Here is a 22386-nt window from a genome sequence, read left to right as displayed (position 1 = left end):
GGCGGCCCGGCTGACCAGAATTTAGGCTAGCCTTACCTTGCTTATCGGCAGGAAGGTGGACATGCCCACGACTTGGTTGGATTCCCTCACCCGGCAGACCCGTCGAACGGGTGGATACCCCTATCCACATCAGGCCGCCTATTTCCTCAACAATCCGTTGCGCCGACTCAGCGGAGATGACGAGCGTGCCGTCAAGCGGCTCGACCTGACCGGATTCGAGCGGGTACTCGAAATCGGTCCGGGCCCTGGATACTTCAGCGTCGCGATCGCCCGCAACCTGCACCGAGGGCGACTGGACCTGCTCGACGTTCAGCTGGAGATGCTGGACAAATCGCGCAGCGCTCTCGACCGTGCCGAGTGCTACAACGTCAGTTTCCACACCGGCGACGCCGACGAAGAGCTGCCGTTCTACGACGACAGTTTCGACGTGGCGTTCCTGGCTTCGGCATTCGGCGAGATATCGGATAAGCGCGGGTGCGTCCGGTCCTTACATCGCATTCTCAAACCCGGTGCGCTGCTGGTGTTTCGAGAAGGATTTCCGGACCCGGACCGCCTCACCGTCGACGATCTGCGTGAGCTGGTGGAAGCCGACGACTTCGAGTTCTGCGATGCCACCGGGAACCGTTGGCACGACATCGTCAGGTTTCGGCGCTTGCCGCTGCCATGAGCTGTCGGCGGGCTCCGCTAGCCTGCGAGGGTGACCTCGAACGACACCGGAGACGCTGACCTGCGACGACGTTGGCAGGAACTCGCAGAAGAGGTGCGGGGGCACCAGTTCCGGTACTACGTCAAAGACGCGCCGATCATCTCCGATGCGGATTTCGACGCACTGCTTCGGCAGTTGCAGGCGCTCGAGGATGAGCACCCCGAGCTACGGACCCCGGATTCCCCGACCCAGCTGGTCGGCGGCGCCGGGTTCGCCACGGAGTTCGCGCCCGCCGAACACCTGGAACGGATGTTGTCGCTGGACAACGTGTTCGATACCGACGAGCTCTCGGCCTGGGCGGCCCGGATCAGCGGCGAGACGGGCGACGCCGCGCACTTTCTGTGCGAGCTGAAGATCGACGGCGTAGCCCTGGCGCTCGTGTACCGCGACGGCAGGCTGGTGCGGGCCGCGACCCGTGGTGACGGGCGCAGCGGTGAGGACGTGACGCTCAATGCCCGCACCATCTCCGACATACCGGAGAAGTTGACGCCCTCCGACGAGTTTCCGCTGCCTGCCGTGCTGGAAGTGCGCGGCGAGGTGTTCTTCCGGGTCGCCGACTTCGAGGAGCTCAACGCCGGACTGGTCGCCGAGGGCAAGCTCCCGTTCGCCAATCCCCGCAACAGTGCGGCGGGCTCGTTGCGTCAGAAGAACCCGGCGGTCACCGCACGGCGCAAACTCCGGATGATCTGCCACGGGCTGGGGCATATCGAGAGCTCTGGGGGATTCCCTTTCAAATCCCTGCATGATGCCTACCGGGCGCTGGGCCAGTGGGGCCTGCCGGTGTCCGAACACACGGCCAAGGTGTCCGACGTCGCCGCGGTCGCCGAGCGGATCGCCTACTGGGGTGAGCACCGCCATGACGTCGACCACGAGATCGACGGCCTGGTCGTCAAGGTCGACGAGGTGGCGCTGCAGCGTCGGCTCGGCTCGACCTCGCGCGCACCTCGCTGGGCGGTGGCCTACAAGTACCCACCGGAAGAGGCGACCACGAAGCTGCTCGACATCCGGGTGAGCGTGGGGCGAACCGGCAGGGTCACCCCGTTCGCCTACATGGAGCCCGTCAAGGTGGCCGGTTCGACCGTCGGGCTGGCCACATTGCACAACGCGACAGAAGTTCAGCGCAAGGGCGTGCTGATCGGCGACACCGTGGTGATCCGCAAGGCCGGCGACGTCATCCCCGAGGTGCTCGGCCCGGTGGTCGACCTGCGCGACGGATCCGAGCACGCGTTCGTCATGCCGACCAACTGCCCCGAATGCGGCACCGTGTTGGCGCCGGCCAAGGAGGGCGACGCCGACATCCGCTGCCCGAATACCCGCAGTTGCCCAGCGCAGTTGCGGGAGAGGGTGTTTCACGTCGCCGGGCGCGGCGCGTTCGACATCGAGGGACTCGGCTACGAGGCCGCCACCGCGTTGCTGCAGGCCGGCGTGATCACCGACGAAGGCGATCTGTTCACCCTGACCGCCGACCAGTTGCTGCGCACCGAGCTGTTCACGACGAAGGCCGGCGAACTGTCGGCCAACGGCAAGCGCCTGCTGGCCAATCTGGACAAGGCCAAGGCCCAGCCGCTGTGGCGGGTGCTGGTGGCATTGTCGATCCGCCACGTCGGTCCCACCGCGGCGCGGGCACTGGCCACCGAGTTCGCCAGCCTGGACGCCATCGTCGCGGCGAGCGAGGAGCAGCTCGCCGCGGTGGAGGGGGTGGGGCCGACGATCGCCGCCGCGGTCATCGACTGGTTCACCGTCGACTGGCACCGCGCGATCGTGGACAAATGGCGCGCCGCAGGGGTCCGGATGGCCGACGAGCGCGACGCGAGTATCGAGCGCACGCTGGAAGGTCTGTCGATCGTGGTGACCGGGTCCCTGCCCGGGTTCTCCCGGGACGAGGCCAGGGAAGCCATCATCAGCCGCGGCGGCAAGGCCGCCAGCTCGGTCTCCAAGAAGACCGCCTACGTCGTGGCCGGTGACGCACCCGGATCCAAGTACGACAAGGCCGTAGAGCTCGGGGTCCCGATCCTCGACGAGGATGGCTTCCGAACACTGCTCGCCGAAGGTCCGCAGGCTGCGCCCGAAGAGGCAGCGCCCGACGAGGGTTAGCCGCAGGGCCCGTCTAGCGCAGGATCGTGGCGACGATCCCGGCGAGGTACCCCAATCGGGCCACCTCGGATGGCCGGAACCCAGGGCCGCCGGGACGGCCCAGCACGACCGCGGTGTTCGGGTCGCCCAACGGCGCGGCGGCCAGCGTCGTGTCCATGTCACGCCACACCTGCGGCACCCAGTCCTCGGTGCCGTCGAGTGCGGCGGCCTGCTGCAACGGCAGCCACGGCGCCGACCGGGCCTGGGTCTCGGGAGCGCCGTGACTCCCGGCGATGCGTTCCACACCGGTTGCGGTGGAGCGGACCACGACACACCAGCTGACGCGCAGCACCCGGGGTGCTTCCTCGGCGAGCACCTTCAGCCGGTCGGCCTTCGAACGTGCGGCGGCGACATGGTCGATCAACTCAAGTTCGCGGTGTGCCTCCAGCAGCCCGGTATGTGGGCGGATGCTGTCGACGAAGACGCCCGAAAGGTTCTCGGCGGCAGTGATCAAGGTGTCCGGCATGGAGCCCTGCGGCAGATCGACGACCAGATCGTCGATCGCGTAACCGGCTCCGCGCTCGACGACGTCGAGCGACAGGATGTCGGCACCGACCGAGCCCAGCGCCACGGCGAGCGAGCCGAGGCTGCCTGGTCGGTCCTCTAGCTGGACCCGCAGCAGATACGAAGGCACGCGCATCACCTTTGCACAGCGGGCGGGCTCGGGCATGCCGGTGCGTCGTCTGGTGCACTGCCGACGGGAGCCCGATTTGGTGGCTTGACTAGGCTGCTTTGTCGTGTCGAAGATCTCCCGAGACGAGGTTGCCCATCTGGCGCGTCTGGCGCGTCTGGCGCTGACCGATGACGAACTGGACAGTTACGCCGGCCAGCTGGATGCCATCCTCGGCCACGTCAGCCAGATCCAGTCCGTCGACGTCACTGGCGTGGAAGCCACCGACAACCCGCTGGCGCGGCGGGCAGGAGCGCAGCGACCCGGGGAGGAATCCGGGATCGTCAATGTCAGCCGCCCTGACGTTGTCGAACCGTGCCTGACGCAGGAGGAAGCGCTGGCCGCCGCGCCGCGCGCCGAAGACGGACGCTTCGCGGTGCCGCGGATTCTCGGAGAGGGTGAATGACGAGCATGAGTGAGCTGATCCGTCGCGACGCGGCGACCCTGGGTGCCCAGATCGCGGCCAAGGAGGTCTCCTCGACCGAGGTGACCCAGGCGCACCTGGACCAGATCGCGGCGACCGACGAACGCTTCAACGCCTTCCTGCATGTGGCGGCGGATTCCGCGCTGGAGACCGCGGCACGCATCGACGCTGCCGTGGCCGCCGGTGAGACGCTGCCCTCGCCGCTGGCCGGGGTGCCGCTGGCACTCAAGGACGTCTTCACCGCGATGGACATGCCGACCACCGCGGGCTCGAAAATCCTTGAGGGATGGCGCGCGCCGTACGACGCGACCGTCACCGCCAAGCTGCGCGCAGCCGGGATCCCGATCCTCGGCAAGACCAACATGGACGAATTCGCCATGGGGTCGTCGACCGAGAACTCGGCCTACGGACCGACCCGTAACCCGTGGAACACCGAGCGGGTGCCCGGCGGTTCGGGCGGCGGTAGCGCTGCGGCGTTGGCCGCTTATCAGGCTCCGCTGGCGATCGGCACCGACACCGGCGGATCGATCCGTCAGCCGGCCGCGCTCACCGCGACCGTCGGCGTCAAACCGACCTACGGCACGGTCTCGCGCTACGGGCTGATCGCCTGCGCGTCCTCGCTCGATCAGGGCGGCCCGTGTGCCCGCACGGTGCTGGACACCGCGATGCTGCACCAGGTGATCGCCGGCCACGATCCGCGCGACTCCACGTCTGTCGATGCCCCGGTTCCCGATGTGATCGGTGCCGCCCGGGCCGGTGCGGCGGGCGATCTCAAGGGTGTGCGCGTCGGCGTCGTCAAGCAGCTGCGCGGCGAGGGATACCAGCCCGGGGTGCTGGAGTCGTTCAATGCCGCGGTGGCTCAGCTCACCGCGCTGGGCGCTGAGGTCAGCGAGGTCGACTGCCCGCACTTCGACCATGCGATGGACGCCTACTACCTGATCCTGCCCTCGGAGGTGTCGAGCAACCTGGCGAGGTTCGACGCGATGCGGTTCGGGCTGCGCGTCGGCGACGACGGTACGCACAGCGCCGAGGAGGTCATGGCGTTGACCCGGGCCGCCGGATTCGGCCCGGAGGTCAAGCGCCGGATCATGATCGGCACCTATGCGTTGTCGGCGGGTTACTACGACGCCTATTACAACCAGGCGCAGAAGGTGCGGACGTTGATCGCCCGCGACCTGGAGCAGGCCTACCAGAGCGTGGACGTCCTGGTGTCGCCGGCGACGCCGACGACGGCGTTCCGGCTGGGGGAGAAGGTCGACGATCCGCTGGCCATGTACCTGTTCGACCTGTGCACGCTGCCGCTGAACCTGGCCGGGCACTGCGGTATGTCGGTGCCGTCGGGCCTGTCGCCCGACGACGGCCTGCCGGTCGGACTGCAGATCATGGCGCCGGCCTTGGCCGATGACCGGCTGTACCGCGTCGGCGCCGCCTACGAGGCCGCCCGAGGCCCGTTGCCCAGCGCGTTGTAGACGCCATGCGCTTATGCCCGGCACGGTTGTGTCAGGCGGGGCAAGATGGTGCCCATGCGCATAGGAGTTCTCACCGGCGGCGGTGACTGTCCTGGCCTGAACGCGGTGATCCGGGCGGTGGTGCGTACCTGCGACCAGCGCTACGGCTCGTCGGTGGTCGGTTTTCTCGACGGCTGGCGAGGCTTGTTGGAGGACCGCCGTATCCAGCTGGCCAACGACGATCGCAACGATCGGCTGCTGGCCAAGGGCGGCACCATGCTGGGCACGGCGCGGGTCAACCCGGACAAGCTGCGGGCGGGCCTGGATCAGATCAAACAGACACTCGAAGACAACGGGATCGACGTGTTGATCCCGATCGGCGGTGAAGGCACGTTGACCGCCGCGCACTGGTTGTCCGAGGAGAATGTCCCGGTGGTCGGCGTGCCCAAGACCATCGACAACGACATCGACTGCACGGATGTGACTTTCGGCCACGACACGGCCCTGCAGGTGGCGACCGAGGCCATCGACCGGTTGCACAGCACCGCGGAATCGCACCAGCGCGTCATGCTGGTCGAGGTGATGGGCCGGCATGCCGGCTGGATCGCGCTCAATGCAGGCCTGGCCTCGGGCGCGCACATGACGCTGATCCCCGAACAGCCCTTCGATGTCGAGGAAGTGTGCCGGCTGGTCAAGAAGCGCTTCCAGCACGGATCGTCACACTTCATCTGCGTGGTGGCCGAGGGGGCGAAGCCGGCTGAAGGCACCATGCAGCTGCGCCAAGGCGGCATGGACGAGTTCGGGCACGAGAAATTCACCGGTGTGGCACAGCAATTGGCGCTCGAGGTGGAGAAGCGGATCAAAAAAGATGTGCGCGTCACGGTGCTGGGACACGTGCAGCGCGGCGGTACCCCGACGGCGTATGACCGCGTGCTGGCCACCCGGTTCGGTGTGAACGCGGCCGACGCCGCGCATGCCGGCGAGTTCGGGATGATGGTGTCGCTGCAGGGGCAGGACATCGGCCGGGTGTCACTGGCCGATGCGACCCGCCACCTCAAACTGGTACCGCAGTCCCGTTATGACGACGCGGCCGAGTTCTTCGGCTAGCCCTACTTACGCGCTCTTGAGTGCTTCGCGGCGTAGCAGCTGCCACATGGACGGGGTGTCGACAGTCGTGGAAATGGTCACGGTCGCACCGGCTTCGGGTGATCCGGCCAGCTTCAGCAGATAGTCGGCTAGATCGGTGCGCGACGTGAACGCGCCGACCGGGTCGCGCTGCCCGGCAAGGTATTCGGTGACGGTGGGCAGGTCGAACAGGCCCGACGGCCGCACAATCGTCCAGTTCAGTCCGCTGCCGGCAACGATGTCCTCCATCCGGCGCATGTCGGCGTAGAGCGTCTTGCCGAAGATGCGGCTGATCACGGGCTGCACCACGCGCAGCGCGAGCGGGGTATCGGTGCGGCCGGGGTAGTCGGCGATCGCGGTGGAGCTCACGACTGCCAGCCGGTCGACGCCGGTCGCGCGCATCGCCGTGACGATGTTGCCCACGCCGACGGAGTACGTGTCGACCGGATCCATGGTGAACGTGACACCCAGGGTGGACAGCACCGCGTCGGCGCCGTCGATCACAGCCGTGACCGCTGCGGCGTCGCGCACGTCGGCCTCGGCCACCGTGAGCGCGGCATCGGTGATCGGGAACTGTCCGGGATGACGGGTGACTGCCACGACGGTATGGCCGGCATCGAGTGCTTGGCGGGTGAGCAGACGTCCGGTTGCACCGTTGGCGCCGAAGATGACGATCCGCATGAGGTCTCCTCAAATAGTCACTAAGAGTGACAATCACAGTAAATGACAATCATCGACAGTGCTAGTGTCCGCATCGTGGCTGAGGAACCGGTCGGTGTGTCCGCGCTTGACCAGCGCATACCGTTTCTGCTGTCCCAACTCGGCGCCTATGTCGCCGAGGGGTTCAAGGCCAGGCTCGAACCGCTGGGCCTGCATCCGCGGGCCACCGCGGTCCTGCTGGCGCTCGCCGCCGAGGACGGGCAGTCGCAGCGCGAGCTGTACGAGCGTCTCGGCCTGCACCGCAACGTCATGGTCACGCTGATCGACACGCTCGAAGCCGAAGGGCTCGTCGAACGCCGGCCGCACCCCGAGGACCGGCGCGCATTCGCGGTGTCGCTGACCGAGCGGGCGCGCGAGGTGATCCCGGCGCTCGACCGGACGGGTCGCGCACTCGAGGATGAGGTGACCGCGTCGCTGACCGACGAGGAACGCGCCGTACTGAGAGACACGCTGCGGCGGTTGTCGGCCGCTGCGGGTCTGATCCCCGGCGTCCACCCCGGACTGGCCTGAAAAGGCGCCCAACTAGGATCGACACCATGTCTGTCGCTACCGCTGAACTCGTCGACTACGACGACGTCATCGCCGCCTACGAGCCCGTGATGGGCATGGAGGTGCACGTCGAGCTGTCCACGGCCACCAAGATGTTCTGCGGCTGCGCCAATCGGTTCGGTGCTGAGCCCAACACGCTCGTCTGCCCGGTGTGCCTCGGGCTGCCCGGTTCTCTGCCGGTGCTCAACGAGGCGGCCGTGGAGGCCGCCATCCGCATCGGTCTGGCGCTCAACTGCGACATCGCGCCGTGGGGCCGGTTCGCCCGGAAGAACTACTTCTACCCCGACCAGCCGAAGAACTACCAGATCTCGCAATACGACGAGCCGATCGCGATCAACGGATACCTCGACGTGCCGCTCGATGACGGCACCACCTTCCGCGTCGAGATCGAGCGTGCGCACATGGAAGAGGACACCGGGAAGCTGACCCACCTGGGCAGCGACACCGGCCGGATCGCGGGTGCGACGACCTCGTTGGCCGACTTCAACCGCGCCGGCGTCCCGCTGATCGAGATCGTCACCAGGCCGATCGAGGGGACCGGCGCGCGTGCACCGGAAATCGCCCGCGCCTACGTGACGGCCCTGCGGGATCTGCTGCGCGGCTTGGGCGTGTCCGATGTGCGGATGGACCAGGGATCGATGCGGTGTGACTCGAACCTGTCCCTCAAGCCGACCGGCGCTGCCGAGTTCGGCACCCGCACCGAGACCAAGAACGTGAACTCGCTCAAGAGCGTCGAGGTCGCGGTCCGCTACGAAATGCGCCGTCAGGCGGCGGTTCTCAACGCTGGTGGCACCGTCACCCAGGAGACCCGGCATTTCCACGAGGACGGTTACACCTCGCCGGGGCGCAGCAAGGAAACCGCGCAGGATTACCGCTACTTTCCCGAGCCCGACCTCGAGCCGGTCGCCCCGAGTGCCGAGTTGGTCGAGCGGCTGCGGCAGACCATCCCTGAGCTGCCGTGGCTGTCGCGCAAGCGGATTCAAGAGGAGTGGGGCATCTCGGATGAGGTGATGCGCGACCTGGTCAACGCCGGCGCGGTCGAGCTGGTGGCTGCCACGGTCGAGGAGGGTGCCTCCAGCGAGGCCGCTCGCGCGTGGTGGGGCAACTTCCTGGTGCAGAAGGCCAATGAAACTGAGGTCGAGCTGGACGCGCTGTCCATCACCCCGGCCCAGGTGGCGGCCGTCGTCAAGCTCGTCGACGAGGGCAAGCTGTCCAACAAGCTGGCCCGCCAGGTGATCGAAGGTGTGCTGGCCGGCGAGGGTGAACCCGAGCAGGTGATGGCCGACCGCGGGTTGGCGCTCGTCCGTGATGACTCGGTGATCCAGGCCGCCATTGATAAAGCGCTCGAGGCTCAGCCCGACGTCGTGGAGAAGATCCGCGGCGGCAAGATCCAGGCCGCCGGTGCGATCGTCGGTGCGGTGATGAAGGCCACCAAGGGTTCGGCCGACGCCGCCCGGGTCCGGGAGCTGGTCCTGGCCGCGTGCGGCCAGAGCGGGTAACCGCCCGTCAGCTCACCGGACCGGCGAACATCGTCATCGCCGCGGCGGCATATTGCTCGAGCCGCTCGCGCGGGTAGTTGTCGGGATCGTGTACGGCCAGTCGGCCCAGCATCTCGGCGAAAGACAGCAGGGTGTGGCCGAGCAGCTCGGGGTCCAGTGTGGAAAGCCGGGGATCCACTGCGATGCCGGCTTTCGCCATTTGCTCGACCTGGGTGAGGATCTGGTTGCGGGCGTTGCGGACCGCCGCGCGGTAATCCCGGGGAGCGCTGTCGGGCACGGTGAGGATGAGCCGCCAGCGGGTCGGGTTCTCCAACACGCAACGCAGGAACCCGGTGACGGTCGCGGTGTAGGCGTCGGTGGGACCCGTGACGGACAGATTCGTCGGCAGGGCGGTCAGTACCTGGCTCAACCCGTTCTGGTGTTCGCGGATCAGCAAGGCGGTCACCAGCTCGGTGCGCGTCCGGAATGCCGTGTAGAGAACAGGTTTGCCGACTCCGCCGGCCTCGGCGACCGCCTCCATCCTCAGCTCGTGCAAGGGGCAGTCGTGGAGCACGGCCATTGCCGCGTCCAGCAGTTGCTCGCGCCGTTCTTCACGCGGTAGCCGCGGTGCATATCTGCGGCGCTGGCGGTCAGGCACCCGGACAATGGTACGTGATAGCCCAACCATTTCTAAGGGCACATTGTGCGCGATGTATTCATATCGGCATGTCGACCTATCCGGCTCCGGTCAGTGCCGGAGGGTCGATCTATGTCGAAATGTCTTGTGCCTCAGGTGTTGTCGGCATTGCTGCGCGGGAAACCGCCGCCCTGCGGGAAGAGCGGGAAGACGACGTCGTCGAAGCTCTCCGCATCGCCGGCAGTCCGGTTCACGGTCGCGCCCCACACGTTGCCGTCCGGGGAGAGCTGCAACGCCCACGCGTGGCCGCGCACGTTCTCCCGGACCACCTCGGGGTCACCGGTGACCGCGCCGGTGTCCGGCGCCATCCGTACCGCGACGGTCTTCTTCGAGTCGACCAGGTTGACCAACACCGTGCCCTCCAGGGCAGCACACCCGGCGACACCCGGCCGGTCCGGCCAGGTCCACACAGTGGACACCTTGGAATCCTTGGTGATCCGCTGCAGCCGATCCGCGCTCGGGGTGCGGTCGGTGACGTAGAGCGAGCCGTCCGCCGAATCGACACACATGGAGCCGGCGGCGCCCAGGCCGCTGAGCGCCGTGGTGATCGGGGCCTGATTGACCGTGGTGGGCTGCTCGATGCGCAACACCTTGCCGGCCAGCGACCCGGGATCGGCGGCCAGTGCCGGATCGCCCGCGTCGCCCGTCTGTACCAACAGCGTGGTCTTGCTGGTGAAGGTCAGCGACCCCATGTTGCCGCTGGCGCCCTTGGGGATGCCGGTGAGAATCGGCTTCGGTACGTCACCGTCGGCGATGCGGATCACCCGGTTGTCGGTCGGCGTGCTGACGTAGGCGTACATCAGCCGGTCCTGGCCGTAGGTCGGCGACAAAACGATGTCCATCAGACCGCCGTCACCGGACGGATCGACGGGGATCGTCACCTTGACCTTCGGCTCGGCCTTCACCGACACCTGCTTGACGGCGCCGGTGAGCCGCTCGCCGACCAGAGCGGACTGGCTGTCGGGAAGCATGATCAAACCGCTGGTGCTGTCCAGGCAGCCCTGCATGACGCCCGTTGCCTTGCATTCCTTGGGGAACGGCTTGGCCGGCAGTGGTGGCGGAGGCGGCGGGGTCGTGGTCGGCCCCGGCTCCATCTTCGGTTCAGTGGTGAAAGGCTCGGACTGGGCCGCGTCGAACCGGGCACAGCCCGAACCGACCAGCATCGCGGCGCACAGAACGGCGGCCACCCCCGTCATCCGCCGGCGCGATTTCATGCCCGCCAGATTACGGATGACTCGGCAGTGCGCGCCACGTCGGGACCTCGCGTCGTCCCCATAGCAGCCCGATACCAGCCAGAAGCGCCGGGGTAAATACCCGGATCGAACCGAACTTGCACTTACCCTGGCAGCTGTGACCAGTCACTCGCAGGACCCACAAGCCTGGCAACGACCGGGTTACTCGGACGATTCCGCCAGGCCGGCCGGAGCCAGCCTGGTCGACCCTGAAGACGACCTGCCGTCGGCGACGTACGGCGGGGACTTCGAAACGACCGCGATTCCGCGCTACGACTCCAAATCGGGCGACCAGTCGGCATTCAGCATGGTCCCCGACCCTGAACCACTGCCGTATGTGCAGGGCGGCGGGCCTTCTCCGATTGGGCCCTTCTCGGCCGAACCCGCCGAGATCGAGCGGGACGAGTTCGTCGACGACCGCATCAAGGCTGCCGGGCGGCGGGGCACCCAGGACCTCGGCCTGCTGATCCTACGGGTGGCCCTCGGCGGCCTGATGATCATTCACGGCCTGCAGAAGGCGTTCGGTTGGTGGGGCGGTCCGGGACTGGACGGTTTCAACACCTCTCTGGGCGAGATGGGCTTCAAGAACGCCGACATCCTGACCTATGCCGCCACCGGCGGCCAGATCGCCGCCGGTGTCCTGCTGGTTCTGGGGCTGTTCACGCCGATCGCGGCGGCCGGCGCGCTGGCCTACCTGATCAACGGGGTGCTCGCGACGGCGATGGCGGCCCACGAGCAGGCCCGGCTCTCGGAAGTCATCACCGACGGCACCGAATACCGGATGATCGTCGTCGTCGCCGCGGCCGCGATCATCCTGACCGGGCCGGGGCGTTACGGATTCGACGCCGGTCGCGGCTGGGCCCGGCGGCCCTTCGTCGGATCGTTCGTGGCCTTGTTGCTCGGCGTGGCCGGCGGCATCGCCATCTGGGTCCTGCTCAACGGCGGCAACCCGCTCGGCTGACCCGCGCGGGACGCCTCAGGCGTACGGGTTCGGCACGCGGCCGCCGCTCACCTCGGTCAGCAACGGCAATGTCGCGAAGGTCACGGCAGGCAGGCGCAGGTCGGTTCCGTCGGTCAGATCCGCGATCGCCCAGGACGATCGGTCGAACCGCAGTCCTTTGATGTCACCCCAGGGCACCGTGCGGCTGCGCGTGAAGGACCGCGCGGTGACGGTGTCGGCATCGGCGGTGGTGCGATACCGGATGATGGCTGCCGACAACACAATCGGGATCACCAGCAGTACCGAGAACAAGGTCGGATTGCTCAGCACCAGGGTCAGCAGGCCCAGTGTCAGGAAGCCGACTGCCAGGTGCGCCATGGGCGATATTCGGATGACGACAGGGTCTGTTGCCGATCGTGCGCTCACAGGTTCATCCTTGCACCACCCGATGGGCAGGCCCGCCCGCCATCGCCGGGTAGCGGTCCCGGCGGGAAAGCAATTTGACCTTCAACCTGTACGGCAGCTACCGTCAAGTGCTATGCAGACCCCCGGATTGCTCGTAGTAATTGGTTGGCGCGTTGATGCCGCGCTGGCCCTCTGCCGGGCATAGCAAACCGCATCGACGCGCCACCCTCGTACAGCTACCGGCTGACGGGGGTTTTTTATTTGCCCAACAAGCGCGCCGGAATCATTGAAAAATTGAAGTTTCCTGAACAGGAATGTGACGCAAACCGTGAAGAGGACATCGTGAGCGCACCGACAACGCGACCGCCGGCCCGGTCAGGAGCCGCGCCTGCCAATGGCGCAGCCAAGACGAAATCAGATTCGGGACAGCCCAAGCGGGTTGCCCCGGTGCAGCTCACCGGCGCCCAGGCGGTCGTCCGGTCGCTCGAAGAGCTCGGCGTGGACGTCGTCTTCGGGATCCCCGGCGGCGCCGTGCTGCCGGTCTACGACCCGCTGTTCGATTCGCAGAAGCTGCGCCACGTGCTGGTTCGCCATGAGCAGGGTGCCGGCCACGCGGCCAGCGGCTATGCCCACGCCACGGGCAAGGTGGGCGTGATGATGGCGACCTCGGGTCCCGGCGCCACCAACCTGATCACCCCGCTGGCCGACGCCCAGATGGACTCCATCCCCGTTGTCGCCATCACCGGGCAGGTGGGTCGCAGCCTGATCGGCACCGACGCCTTCCAGGAAGCCGACATCACCGGCATGACCATGCCGATCACCAAGCACAACTTCCTGGTGCGCAACGGTGACGACATCGCCCAGGTGATGGCAGAGGCCTTCCACATCGCCAGCTCGGGACGCCCGGGTGCGGTGCTCGTCGACGTTCCCAAGGACATCCTGCAGGGCCAGTGCACCTTCTCCTGGCCGCCGCAGATGGACCTGCCCGGGTACAAGCCGAACACCAAGCCGCACAGCCGTCAGGTGCGTGAGGCCGCCAAGCTGATCGCCGCCGCGCACAAGCCGGTGCTCTACGTCGGCGGTGGTGTGATCCGTGGTGAGGCCAGTGCCGAACTGCTCGAGCTGGCCGAGCTGACCGGCATCCCGGTCGTCACCACGCTCATGGCCCGCGGCGCCTTCCCGGACAGCCATCCGCAGCACCTGGGCATGCCGGGTATGCACGGCACCGTGGCCGCGGTGGGTGCGTTGCAGAAGAGCGACCTGCTGATCGCCCTGGGCACCCGTTTCGACGACCGGGTCACCGGACAGCTGTCCTCGTTCGCCCCCGAGGCGAAGGTGATCCACGCCGACATCGACCCCGCCGAGATCGGCAAGAACCGGCACGCCGACGTGCCCATCGTGGGGGACGTGAAGGCGGTCATCACCGATCTGATCGAGGTCCTGCGCCGCGACGGAACGACCAGTGCCACACTGAAACTGGACGGCTGGTGGGAGTACCTGTCCGGGCTGAAGTCGACCTACCCGCTGAGCTACGGCCCGCAAAGCGACGGCAGCCTGAGCCCCGAGTACGTCATCGAGAAGCTCGGTCAGATCGCCGGACCCGAAGCGGTCTATGTCGCCGGCGTCGGTCAGCACCAGATGTGGGCTGCGCAGTTCGTGAAGTACGAGAACCCCAAGACGTGGCTTAACTCCGGTGGCCTGGGCACCATGGGCTTCGCCGTCCCGGCGGCCATGGGTGCCAAGTTCGCCCGCCCCGAGGCCGAGGTGTGGGCCATCGACGGTGACGGCTGCTTCCAGATGACCAACCAGGAGCTGGCCACCTGCGCCATCGAGGGCGCGCCGATCAAGGTGGCGTTGATCAACAACGGCAACCTGGGCATGGTGCGGCAGTGGCAGACGCTGTTCTACGACCAGCGCTACAGCCAGACCGACCTGGCCACGCACTCCCGCCGCATCCCGGACTTCGTCAAGCTGGCCGAGGCCCTGGGTTGCGTCGGACTGCGCTGCGAGCGGGCCGAGGACGTCGAGGACGTCATCAACCAGGCCCGGGCCATCAACGACCGCCCGGTCGTCATCGACTTCATCGTCGGTGCCGATGCGCAGGTGTGGCCGATGGTCGCCGCCGGTACCAGCAACGACGAGATCATGGCGGCCCGCGACATCCGGCCGCTGTTCGACGAGAACGACGACGAGGGGCATGCCTGATGAGCAACTCCACCCCCACCCACACCCTTTCGGTGCTGGTCGAGGACAAGCCCGGTGTGCTCGCCCGGGTGGCCACGCTGTTCTCCCGTCGTGGCTACAACATCCAATCCCTGGCTGTGGGTGCCACCGAGCAGAAGCACCTGTCGCGGATGACGATCGTGGTCAGCGTCGAGGAATCGCCGCTGGAGCAGATCACCAAGCAGCTCAACAAGCTGGTCAACGTGATCAAGATCGTCGAGCAGGAGGACGACAACTCCGTCTCCCGCGAGCTCGCCCTGATCAAGGTGCGCGCAGATGCGTCCAACCGCGGTCAGGTCATCGAAGCGGTGAACCTGTTCCGCGCCAAGGTTGTTGACGTTTCGACCGAGTCACTGACGGTCGAGGCGACCGGTACGGCGGAGAAGCTGGAGGCCCTGCTGCGGGTCCTGGAGCCCTACGGTATCCGCGAGATCGCGCAGTCCGGCATGGTGTCGGTCTCGCGCGGTCCCCGTGGTATCAGCGCAGTGAAGTAAGCACGTCAAGTAGCGTTAAGCGGCTGTAGAGCTAGAAAGAGAAGGAATATTTCGCATGGCAGTTGAGATGTTTTACGACGCCGACGCGGACCTGTCGATCATCCAGGGTCGTAAGGTCGCCGTCATCGGCTACGGCAGCCAGGGGCACGCGCATTCGCTGTCGCTGCGCGATTCGGGCGTGCAGGTCAAGGTCGGCCTGAAGGAGGGCTCGAAGTCCCGCGTCAAGGTCGAGGAGCAGGGCCTTGAGGTCGGCACCCCGGCCGAGGTGGCCAAGTGGGCCGACGTGATCATGGTGCTCGCGCCCGACACCGCGCAGGCCGAGATTTTCAAGAACGACATCGAGCCCAACCTGGAGGACGGCAACGCGCTGTTCTTCGGCCACGGCCTCAACATCCACTTCGGCCTGATCAAGGCCCCGGCCAACGTCACCGTCGGCATGGTCGCGCCCAAGGGCCCCGGCCACCTGGTGCGTCGCCAGTTCGTCGACGGCAAGGGCGTGCCCTGCCTGATCGCCGTCGACCAGGACCCCAAGGGCGAGGGCCAGGCCCTGGCACTGTCCTACGCCGCCGCGATCGGCGGTGCCCGCGCGGGCGTCATCAAGACCACCTTCAAGGAAGAGACCGAGACCGACCTGTTCGGTGAGCAGGCCGTGCTCTGCGGTGGCACCGAAGAGCTGGTCAAGGCGGGCTTCGAGGTCATGGTCGAGGCCGGCTACGCCCCGGAGATGGCCTACTTCGAGGTGCTGCACGAGCTCAAGCTCATCGTCGACCTGATGTACGAGGGCGGCATCGCCCGCATGAACTACTCGGTGAGCGACACCGCGGAGTTCGGCGGCTACCTGTCGGGCCCGCGGGTCATCGACGCCGACACCAAGAAGCGCATGAAGGACATCCTGACCGACATCCAGGACGGCACCTTCGTCAAGCGCCTGGTCGCCAACGTCGAGGGCGGCAACAAGGAGCTCGAGGCGCTGCGCAAGGCCAACGCCGAGCACCCGATCGAGGTCACCGGCAAGAAGCTGCGCGACCTGATGAGCTGGGTCGACCGGCCGATCACCGAAACGGCCTGATTTTCACGCCGACTGGCCAGTTGTTGCACGCGAGCATTGAAAATGCGTGCAACAACTGGCCTTTCGCGTTCTAGATGATCGTGTAGCCGATCGCCGCCAGGGTGCGGGCCACACTTCTGCCGTCCGCGCTGCCGGGTAGCTTTCCGCTGCCGTCGATCTACAGACCCTCACCGACGACGCCGTAGAGCTCGGTGGACACCGGGTCGTCGGGCTCGGCAGGCTCGATCCGGCCGTCCGGGTGAATGCACTGCGCTCGCATGGCCCACAACTGTTGTGAAGCGGCGACGACGTTGTACCCGTACAGCGGCGGGCTCACGTGATACAGCTCCATGTCTCCGACCGCGAACAACTTCATGACCGGATCCGTGTGTGGGACCGATCCCACCAACCGCGCGATTCCAGTGCTCACCGCTCAAATCTAAATGCGGTCAGCGGGGGTGCAGCGCACCAGTTTTCGTCCGATCAGCTAGCTGGCGCACCCGATCGGGGCCGGATCGCCGTTTTCCTGGGCGTTCGCACACGCTTCCTTGAACCAGGCGCCACCTGCGTTGCCGGTGGCATATCCACCGCCGGCCGCGCCGCGTGCGTATCCGCCGCCGGCATCGCCGGTCGCGTATCCGCCGCCGGCGTCACCGCGCGAGAACGCGCCGCCGGCGTGGTCGTTCACATAGCCACCGCCGCCCGGATCGCCCGGTGCGGCGAGCGCCCCTGCCGGGCTGAACAGTCCGGCGAACACCAGCGAAGCCGCCGCGGCGGCTCCACCGAGGACCGCCCTCAGTCGTGTTGCGTTGTGCTCCATCATCGTCACCCCCGGGTCGTGGCCCTGCGCGTCGCCGTCAGACCTGCCCAGCGCGCACATGAGCGCTCGAGTCCCGATTTTACGTGATGTACGTCACACTGGCCATCGTCGTCAGTGCGGGACGGCGACCTGCGGCGGGGTGGCCTTCGGGGTCTCGGGGCTCGTCGGCGGCGCCGTCGGGGCTTTGTCGCCGGCCGGTGCCCTCGGCCCACCCGTTACCGTCTCGCCGATCGTCATCTGCGGGATGGTGACGTCTTCTTCGATGTTCTGCATCGGTTTCCCCGAACCGCATGACGCCACCAACGCCGGCACGATGGCCGCTCCACCTGCGATTGCCGTGTGCTGCAGATACCTGACCGACACCTCGTCATCCCCTCGAATCGATGCAAAGGCTTGACTGAGTCGACTGTGGAGCGCCTGCACCCGACTCTGGCCGAGTTGCCCGAATCGGGCCCGAGCGTCGGCGGTTACGAACCCAGCCGCGCAGCCACACCGACCACCCGGCGGGCCAGGTGATCCAGCGCGTCGTAGGTGGCGTCGTCGAACTCGCCGATGTTGTCGTGGTTGGCGAGCAGACTCGCGCCGTACGGGTTGCCGTCGACGAACTTGAGCGGCTCGGTGTAGCCGGGCGGCACGATGATCCCGCCCCAGTGCATCAGGGTGACGTACAGCGTCAGCAGCGTGGTCTCCTGCCCGCCGTGTGCGGTGTTGGTCGAGGTGAATCCCGCGTAGACCTTGTCGGCGAGCTTGCCCTGCGACCACAGGCCGCCGAGTGAGTCCAGAAACGCCCGCAATTGCGAAGCGACGGAACCGAATCGGGTGGGGGAGCCGAAGATCACCGCATCCGCCCACACGATGTCGTCCCCGGTGGCCGCCGGAAGGTCTTTCGTGGCTTCGTAATTGGCGGTCCAGGCCGGATTGTGGGCGAAGGATTCCGGGGCCTGGGTCTCGGCGACATGGCGCAGGCGCACCTCGGCACCCGCGGACTCCGCGGCGGCGGTGACCCGCTGCGCCATCGTGGTGCCGTGGCCCGTCGCGGAGTAGTAGATGACGGCGACCTTGGGCGCAGAGGTTGTCATGGCGCCAGCTTAGGCAGATCCCTGATGCCGAATTCGCGTTTCAGTACGGTGCGGGCGGCGTAGAAGCCTGCCATTCCGTGCACTCCACCGCCGGGCGGAGTCGCCGATGAACACAGATACGCCTTGGGGATCGGTGTGGTCCAGGGGTCGACCCGCGGAGTGGGGCCCAGCAGGGCACTGGCCATGTTGTTGCCGCCGACGCCGATGTCGCCGCCGACGAGGTTGGCGTTGTGTCGGTCCATCCGCGAGGCGGGCACGCTGCGGACGGCGACCACCAGGTCGCGAAAGCCCGGTGCGAACCGTTCGAAGATCCCGGTCACGGTTTCGGCCAAGTCCAGTGTGGAGTTGTTGGGTACGTGGACGTAGGTCCACAGCGGCCGGCGGCCGGCGTCATCGATGCGCGACGGATCGGCGATATGGGGGAGTGCCGCCAACACCATGGGCCAGTCGGGGTGCCGGCCCGCGGCGATCTCGGACTCGGCCAGTGCCATCTGCGCGCGACTGCCGCCCAGATGCAACGTCGGCGCCTGAGCCAGACGCGGGTCACGCCAGGGAATCTCGCCGCTCAGCACGAAATCGACCTTCGCGACGCCCGGACCGTAGGCGTAGCGGCTCAACGCGCGGCCGTAGCGGGGCGGCAGGGTCTTGCCGTAGATCGACAGCAGCGCGGTCGGTGCCGTGTCGTAGAGCACCACACCCGGCGGCGGCTCGGTGACCTCGTGGCCGAGGATCAGTTCGCCGCCGTGCGCGGTGAGATCGGCGATCAACGCGTCGGGGATTGCCTGGGACCCACCGATCGGGATGGGCCATCCCACCGCGTGTCCCAGTGTCGCCAGCATCAACCCGGCACCTCCCGAAACCAGGGATGGCATGGTTGAAATCGTATGTGCGGCAACACCACTGAACAGAGCGCGGGCGTCCTCGCCCGTCAGTGTCCGCCACAACCGCGTGCCCTGGGCCAGCAGCCGGGGTGCGACACGCGCCGCGGCACCCAGCGACGGGGGTATCGACCGCTTGTCGCCGAGGATGAGGCCCACCACGCCGTCGCAATCGGCGGCGAGCGGTCCGAGCAGCCGTCGCCAGGAATCTCCGGAGTCCAATTCGGCGCAGGTGCGTTCGATGTCGCGGTAGCCGACCGCGGCGGGCCGGTCGGTCAGCGGGCTGGCATAAGAGATCTCGGGGACCGCCAGGCGCACCCCGCGGGCCTGCAGGTCGTAGGCGGCGAAGAACGGCGACGCCAGCGCCAGCGGGTGTACGGCCGAACAGATGTCGTGGCCGACACCGGGAAATTCCGGGTCGGGCAAGGTGCGGGCGCCGCCACCCGGCGTCGGCTGCGCCTCGATCACGCGTACCGACAATCCGGCCCGGGCGCAGATGACCGCGGCGGACAGGCCGTTGGGACCGCTACCGACGATTGTGACGTCCACGCCCATCAGTACACCGCACGCGGTTCGGCTGTGGTAGGGCGCACACACTAGGCTGTCCGCGTGAGTCTCCCCGTTGTTTTGATTGCCGACAAGCTCGCGGAATCGACCGTCGCCGCCCTCGGTGACCAGGTAGAGGTCAGATGGGTCGACGGTCCGGACCGCGAGAAGCTGCTCGCTGCCGTGCCGGAAGCCGACGCGCTTCTGGTGCGTTCCGCCACCACGGTGGACGCCGAGGTCATCGCCGCGGCCCCCAAACTGAAGATCGTCGCCCGCGCCGGTGTCGGCCTGGACAACGTCGACGTCGACGCCGCGACCGCCCGCGGGGTGCTCGTCGTCAACGCCCCGACCTCCAACATCCACAGCGCCGCCGAGCACGCCCTGGCCCTGCTGCTGTCCACGGCCCGGCAGATCCCGGCCGCCGACGCGACCCTGCGCGATCACACCTGGAAGCGGTCGTCGTTCTCGGGCGTCGAGATCTTCGACAAGACCGTCGGTGTCGTCGGCCTTGGCCGTATCGGACAGCTGGTCGCCCAGCGCCTTGCCGCCTTCGGCGCGCACATCGTGGCGTACGACCCCTACGTCTCGCAGGCCCGCGCAGCCCAGCTCGGTATCGAGTTGCTGCCGCTGGACGAGCTGCTCGGCCGCGCCGACTTCATCTCGGTGCACCTGCCCAAGACCAAGGAGACCGCCGGCCTGCTCGGTAAGGAGAACCTGGCCAAGACCAAGCCGGGCGTCATCATCGTCAACGCCGCCCGCGGCGGCCTGATCGATGAGCAGGCCCTGGCCGACGCCATCACCAGCGGCCATGTCCGTGCCGCCGGCCTGGACGTCTTCTCGAGCGAACCGTGCACCGACAGCCCGCTGTTCGAGCTGCCCCAGGTCGTCGTGACCCCGCACCTGGGCGCATCGACCGCCGAGGCGCAGGACCGGGCCGGCACCGACGTGGCCGCCAGCGTGAAGCTGGCGCTGGCCGGCGAGTTCGTGCCGGACGCCGTCAACGTCGGCGGCGGCGCCGTCGGCGAAGAGGTGGCGCCCTGGCTGGACCTGGTGCGCAAGCTCGGCCTGCTGGCCGGTGCCCTGTCCGACGCGGCTCCCGTGTCGCTGTCGGTGCAGGCGCGTGGCGAGCTGGCGTCCGAAGACGTCGAGATCCTGCGGCTTTCGGCGCTGCGCGGCTTGTTCTCGGCGGTGGTCGACGAGCAGGTGACGTTCGTCAACGCCCCGACGCTGGCCGCCGACCGTGGCGTGGCCTCCGAGATCAGCACCGCCACCGAGAGCCCGAACCACCGCAGCGTGGTCGATGTGCGCGTCGTGCACGCCGACGGCAGCGCGGTGAACGTCGCGGGCACCCTGTCGGGGCCGCAGCTGGTCGAGAAGATCGTCCAGATCAACGGCCGCAACTTCGACCTGCGGGCCGAGGGCTACAACCTCATCGTCCACTACAACGATCAGCCGGGCGCACTGGGCAAGATCGGCACCCTGCTCGGCGGGGCCGACGTCAACATCCTGGCGGCGCAGCTGAGCCAGGACGTCGACGGCGACAGTGCCATCGTCATGCTCCGGCTGGACACCGACGTGCCCGAGGATGTGCGTTCCGCGCTCGCCGCCGCGGTTGACGCCACGACGCTGGAAGTGGTCGACCTGTCATGAAACTCGCTGTGATCGCCGGCGACGGCATCGGTCCTGAGGTCATCGCCGAGGCACTGAAGGTGCTCGACGCGGTGCTGCCCGGGGTGGACCGGACGGAGTACGACCTCGGTGCGCGGCGCTACCACGCGACCGGGGAGACCCTGCCCGAGGGATTCGTCGACGAGCTCAAGGGCTACGACGCAATCCTGTTGGGCGCCATCGGGGATCCTTCTGTGCCCAGTGGTGTGCTCGAGCGTGGCCTGCTGCTCAACATGCGGTTCGCGTTGGACCACCACGTGAACCTGCGGCCGTCGAAGTTGTTCGCCGGGGTTTCCAGCCCGCTCGCAGGCAACCCGGAGATCGACTTCGTGGTGGTGCGCGAGGGCACCGAGGGTCCCTACACCGGTACCGGTGGCGCGATCCGGGTGGATACGCCGCACGAGGTGGCCACCGAGGTGTCCACCAACACCCGCTTCGGTGTGGAGCGAGTGGTGCGTTACGCGTTCGAGAAAGCCCGCGCGCGGCGCAAACACCTCACCCTGGTGCACAAGAACAACGTGCTGGCGTTCGCCGGCTCGCTGTGGAAGCGCACCGTCGATGAGATCGGCGCGGACTACCCGGACGTCGAGACCGCTTACCAGCACATCGATGCCGCGACCATCCACATGGTCACCGATCCCGGCCGGTTCGACGTGATCGTCACCGACAACCTGTTCGGCGACATCATCACCGACCTGGCGGCCGCGGTTTCCGGCGGTATCGGCCTGGCCGCCTCGGGCAATATCGATGCGACGGGCACCAACCCGTCGATGTTCGAGCCCGTGCACGGCAGCGCACCCGACATCGCCGGGCAGGGGATCGCCGATCCGACGGCCGCGGTGATGAGCGTGGCACTGCTGCTGACCCACCTCGGCGAGACCGACGCGGCGGCGCGGGTCGACAAGGCCGTCAGCGAGCACCTGGCCACCCGCGGCGACGCGAAGCTCTCGACCAGCGAGGTCGGCGAGCGAATCCTGTCGCTGCTGTAACGGCGGGGAACTTGACTCTGCGCTGAGAGATTCGACTCTGCGCTGAGGGCGTGGGCTACTCGTACTTCTACGCTCTCACCGCAGAGTCGATGGCTGATGTGGCGGCGCTAGTCA

The 22386-nt window shown here is 67.5% G+C and carries 23 protein-coding genes; 13 read left to right on the top strand and 10 right to left on the bottom strand.

All coding sequences use genetic code 11. The features are described from left to right. The first annotated feature begins 76 nt into the window (after positions 1-76). Together ACNQR1_RS25975 and ligA are read left to right on the top strand one after the other, a co-directional pair. Complete coding sequence (locus tag ACNQR1_RS25975) at positions 77-667, top strand: class I SAM-dependent methyltransferase (protein WP_418050509.1); 591 nt, start codon at positions 77-79, stop codon at positions 665-667. A gap of 30 nt (positions 668-697) precedes the next feature. Next, positions 698-2800, top strand: a complete 2103-nt coding sequence (gene ligA / locus ACNQR1_RS25970) for an NAD-dependent DNA ligase LigA (RefSeq protein ID WP_418048505.1) — start codon at positions 698-700, stop codon at positions 2798-2800. Between the two features lie 13 nt (positions 2801-2813). Here ligA and ACNQR1_RS25965 read toward each other — a convergent pair whose 3' ends face one another. Beyond that, entirely contained in the window at positions 2814-3473 is a 660-nt protein-coding gene (locus tag ACNQR1_RS25965) for an amino acid-binding protein (protein ID WP_418048504.1), read from the bottom strand. 103 nt (positions 3474-3576) lie between these two features. On the opposite strand from ACNQR1_RS25965, the gene gatC reads away from it, so the two are divergent. Genes gatC through ACNQR1_RS25950 form a run of 3 tightly spaced genes read left to right on the top strand, consistent with a single transcriptional unit; the run spans position 3577 to position 6488 of the window. Next, a complete protein-coding gene (gatC, locus tag ACNQR1_RS25960) occupies positions 3577-3915 on the top strand; it encodes an Asp-tRNA(Asn)/Glu-tRNA(Gln) amidotransferase subunit GatC (protein ID WP_418048503.1) in 339 nt (112 codons plus the stop codon). A 5-nt stretch (positions 3916-3920) separates the two neighbouring features. Continuing rightward, complete coding sequence (gatA, locus tag ACNQR1_RS25955; protein WP_418048502.1) at positions 3921-5402, top strand: Asp-tRNA(Asn)/Glu-tRNA(Gln) amidotransferase subunit GatA; 1482 nt, start codon at positions 3921-3923, stop codon at positions 5400-5402. A gap of 54 nt (positions 5403-5456) precedes the next feature. Beyond that, a complete protein-coding gene (locus ACNQR1_RS25950; protein WP_019343140.1) occupies positions 5457-6488 on the top strand; it encodes an ATP-dependent 6-phosphofructokinase in 1032 nt (343 codons plus the stop codon). A gap of 6 nt (positions 6489-6494) precedes the next feature. Here ACNQR1_RS25950 and ACNQR1_RS25945 read toward each other — a convergent pair whose 3' ends face one another. Further along, positions 6495-7187 (bottom strand): NAD(P)-dependent oxidoreductase, encoded by a 693-nt coding sequence (locus ACNQR1_RS25945; protein ID WP_418048501.1) that lies wholly within the window; start codon positions 7185-7187, stop codon positions 6495-6497. Positions 7188-7262: 75 nt separating this feature from the next. On the opposite strand from ACNQR1_RS25945, the gene ACNQR1_RS25940 reads away from it, so the two are divergent. Continuing rightward, positions 7263-7736 (top strand): MarR family winged helix-turn-helix transcriptional regulator, encoded by a 474-nt coding sequence (locus ACNQR1_RS25940; RefSeq protein WP_418048500.1) that lies wholly within the window; start codon positions 7263-7265, stop codon positions 7734-7736. Positions 7737-7762: 26 nt separating this feature from the next. Continuing rightward, positions 7763-9274 (top strand): Asp-tRNA(Asn)/Glu-tRNA(Gln) amidotransferase subunit GatB, encoded by a 1512-nt coding sequence (gene gatB, locus ACNQR1_RS25935; protein WP_418048499.1) that lies wholly within the window; start codon positions 7763-7765, stop codon positions 9272-9274. Between the two features lie 7 nt (positions 9275-9281). Here the strand turns inward: gatB and ACNQR1_RS25930 are convergent, their stop codons facing one another. Both ACNQR1_RS25930 and ACNQR1_RS25925 read right to left on the bottom strand, forming a co-directional pair. Continuing rightward, positions 9282-9941 carry a TetR/AcrR family transcriptional regulator gene (locus ACNQR1_RS25930; protein WP_418048498.1) on the bottom strand — a complete coding sequence of 220 codons (660 nt, stop codon included), beginning with the start codon at positions 9939-9941 and terminating at the stop codon, positions 9282-9284. Between the two features lie 101 nt (positions 9942-10042). After that, complete coding sequence (locus ACNQR1_RS25925) at positions 10043-11164, bottom strand: PQQ-dependent sugar dehydrogenase (RefSeq protein ID WP_418048497.1); 1122 nt, start codon at positions 11162-11164, stop codon at positions 10043-10045. A 136-nt stretch (positions 11165-11300) separates the two neighbouring features. Here ACNQR1_RS25925 and ACNQR1_RS25920 point away from each other — a divergent pair, with 136 nt between their 5' ends. Continuing rightward, positions 11301-12143, top strand: coding sequence for a DoxX family protein (locus ACNQR1_RS25920; protein WP_418048496.1), 843 nt, complete (start codon positions 11301-11303; stop codon positions 12141-12143). A gap of 15 nt (positions 12144-12158) precedes the next feature. Here the strand turns inward: ACNQR1_RS25920 and ACNQR1_RS25915 are convergent, their stop codons facing one another. Next, positions 12159-12500: a PH domain-containing protein gene (locus tag ACNQR1_RS25915; protein ID WP_418050508.1), complete on the bottom strand. Its 342-nt coding sequence runs from the start codon at positions 12498-12500 to the stop codon at positions 12159-12161. Between the two features lie 369 nt (positions 12501-12869). On the opposite strand from ACNQR1_RS25915, the gene ACNQR1_RS25910 reads away from it, so the two are divergent. From ACNQR1_RS25910 to ilvC, 3 genes are all read left to right on the top strand, one after another. Further along, positions 12870-14732 (top strand): acetolactate synthase large subunit, encoded by a 1863-nt coding sequence (locus ACNQR1_RS25910; RefSeq protein ID WP_418048495.1) that lies wholly within the window; start codon positions 12870-12872, stop codon positions 14730-14732. After that, on the top strand, positions 14732-15244 hold the full coding sequence (gene ilvN / locus ACNQR1_RS25905) for an acetolactate synthase small subunit (protein WP_090513090.1): 513 nt from the start codon (positions 14732-14734) through the stop codon (positions 15242-15244). The genes ACNQR1_RS25910 and ilvN overlap by 1 nt, the downstream gene beginning before the upstream one ends. A gap of 67 nt (positions 15245-15311) precedes the next feature. Further along, positions 15312-16313: a ketol-acid reductoisomerase gene (ilvC, locus tag ACNQR1_RS25900; RefSeq protein WP_418050507.1), complete on the top strand. Its 1002-nt coding sequence runs from the start codon at positions 15312-15314 to the stop codon at positions 16311-16313. A gap of 157 nt (positions 16314-16470) precedes the next feature. On the opposite strand, the gene ACNQR1_RS25895 is transcribed toward ilvC, so the two are convergent. From ACNQR1_RS25895 to ACNQR1_RS25875, 5 genes are all read right to left on the bottom strand, one after another. Continuing rightward, the gene (locus ACNQR1_RS25895) at positions 16471-16722 is read right to left on the bottom strand and encodes a hypothetical protein (protein ID WP_418048494.1); all 252 of its coding nucleotides are present in this window, start codon (positions 16720-16722) and stop codon (positions 16471-16473) included. Between the two features lie 57 nt (positions 16723-16779). Beyond that, positions 16780-17112: a hypothetical protein gene (locus ACNQR1_RS25890; RefSeq protein ID WP_418048493.1), complete on the bottom strand. Its 333-nt coding sequence runs from the start codon at positions 17110-17112 to the stop codon at positions 16780-16782. Between the two features lie 111 nt (positions 17113-17223). Continuing rightward, the gene (locus ACNQR1_RS25885) at positions 17224-17475 is read right to left on the bottom strand and encodes a hypothetical protein (protein ID WP_418048492.1); all 252 of its coding nucleotides are present in this window, start codon (positions 17473-17475) and stop codon (positions 17224-17226) included. Positions 17476-17579: 104 nt separating this feature from the next. Further along, complete coding sequence (gene wrbA, locus ACNQR1_RS25880) at positions 17580-18191, bottom strand: NAD(P)H:quinone oxidoreductase (protein WP_418048491.1); 612 nt, start codon at positions 18189-18191, stop codon at positions 17580-17582. Next, positions 18188-19618, bottom strand: coding sequence for a phytoene desaturase family protein (locus ACNQR1_RS25875; RefSeq protein WP_418048490.1), 1431 nt, complete (start codon positions 19616-19618; stop codon positions 18188-18190). The genes wrbA and ACNQR1_RS25875 overlap by 4 nt, the downstream gene beginning before the upstream one ends. A gap of 60 nt (positions 19619-19678) precedes the next feature. On the opposite strand from ACNQR1_RS25875, the gene serA reads away from it, so the two are divergent. Together serA and ACNQR1_RS25865 are read left to right on the top strand one after the other, a co-directional pair. After that, on the top strand, positions 19679-21265 hold the full coding sequence (gene serA / locus ACNQR1_RS25870; RefSeq protein WP_418048489.1) for a phosphoglycerate dehydrogenase: 1587 nt from the start codon (positions 19679-19681) through the stop codon (positions 21263-21265). After that, positions 21262-22272 carry a 3-isopropylmalate dehydrogenase gene (locus ACNQR1_RS25865; protein ID WP_418048488.1) on the top strand — a complete coding sequence of 337 codons (1011 nt, stop codon included), beginning with the start codon at positions 21262-21264 and terminating at the stop codon, positions 22270-22272. The genes serA and ACNQR1_RS25865 overlap by 4 nt, the downstream gene beginning before the upstream one ends. Positions 22273-22386: the final 114 nt, after the last annotated feature.

The organism is Mycobacterium sp. 48b, assembly GCF_048282725.1.
Classification (GTDB): Bacteria; Actinomycetota; Actinomycetes; order Mycobacteriales; family Mycobacteriaceae; genus Mycobacterium.
The sequence above is the reverse complement of the archived record's forward strand: the minus strand, read 5'-3'. Positions and strand labels throughout refer to the sequence as shown.

Bases quoted from the DNA above. Each gene is read 5' to 3' on its own strand.
- gatA (WP_418048502.1), top strand. From the start codon at position 3,921: ATGAGTGAGCTGATCCGTCGCGACGCGGCGACCCTGGGTGCCCAGATC.
- ACNQR1_RS25950 (WP_019343140.1), top strand. From the start codon at position 5,457: ATGCGCATAGGAGTTCTCACCGGCGGCGGTGACTGTCCTGGCCTGAAC.
- ACNQR1_RS25945 (WP_418048501.1), bottom strand. From the start codon at position 7,187: ATGCGGATCGTCATCTTCGGCGCCAACGGTGCAACCGGACGTCTGCTC.
- gatB (WP_418048499.1), top strand. From the start codon at position 7,763: ATGTCTGTCGCTACCGCTGAACTCGTCGACTACGACGACGTCATCGCC.
- ACNQR1_RS25930 (WP_418048498.1), bottom strand. From the start codon at position 9,941: ATGGTTGGGCTATCACGTACCATTGTCCGGGTGCCTGACCGCCAGCGC.
- ACNQR1_RS25925 (WP_418048497.1), bottom strand. From the start codon at position 11,164: ATGAAATCGCGCCGGCGGATGACGGGGGTGGCCGCCGTTCTGTGCGCC.
- ACNQR1_RS25915 (WP_418050508.1), bottom strand. From the start codon at position 12,500: ATGGCGCACCTGGCAGTCGGCTTCCTGACACTGGGCCTGCTGACCCTG.
- ilvN (WP_090513090.1), top strand. From the start codon at position 14,732: ATGAGCAACTCCACCCCCACCCACACCCTTTCGGTGCTGGTCGAGGAC.
- ilvC (WP_418050507.1), top strand. From the start codon at position 15,312: ATGTTTTACGACGCCGACGCGGACCTGTCGATCATCCAGGGTCGTAAG.
- ACNQR1_RS25890 (WP_418048493.1), bottom strand. From the start codon at position 17,112: ATGGAGCACAACGCAACACGACTGAGGGCGGTCCTCGGTGGAGCCGCC.
- wrbA (WP_418048491.1), bottom strand. From the start codon at position 18,191: ATGACAACCTCTGCGCCCAAGGTCGCCGTCATCTACTACTCCGCGACG.
- ACNQR1_RS25865 (WP_418048488.1), top strand. From the start codon at position 21,262: ATGAAACTCGCTGTGATCGCCGGCGACGGCATCGGTCCTGAGGTCATC.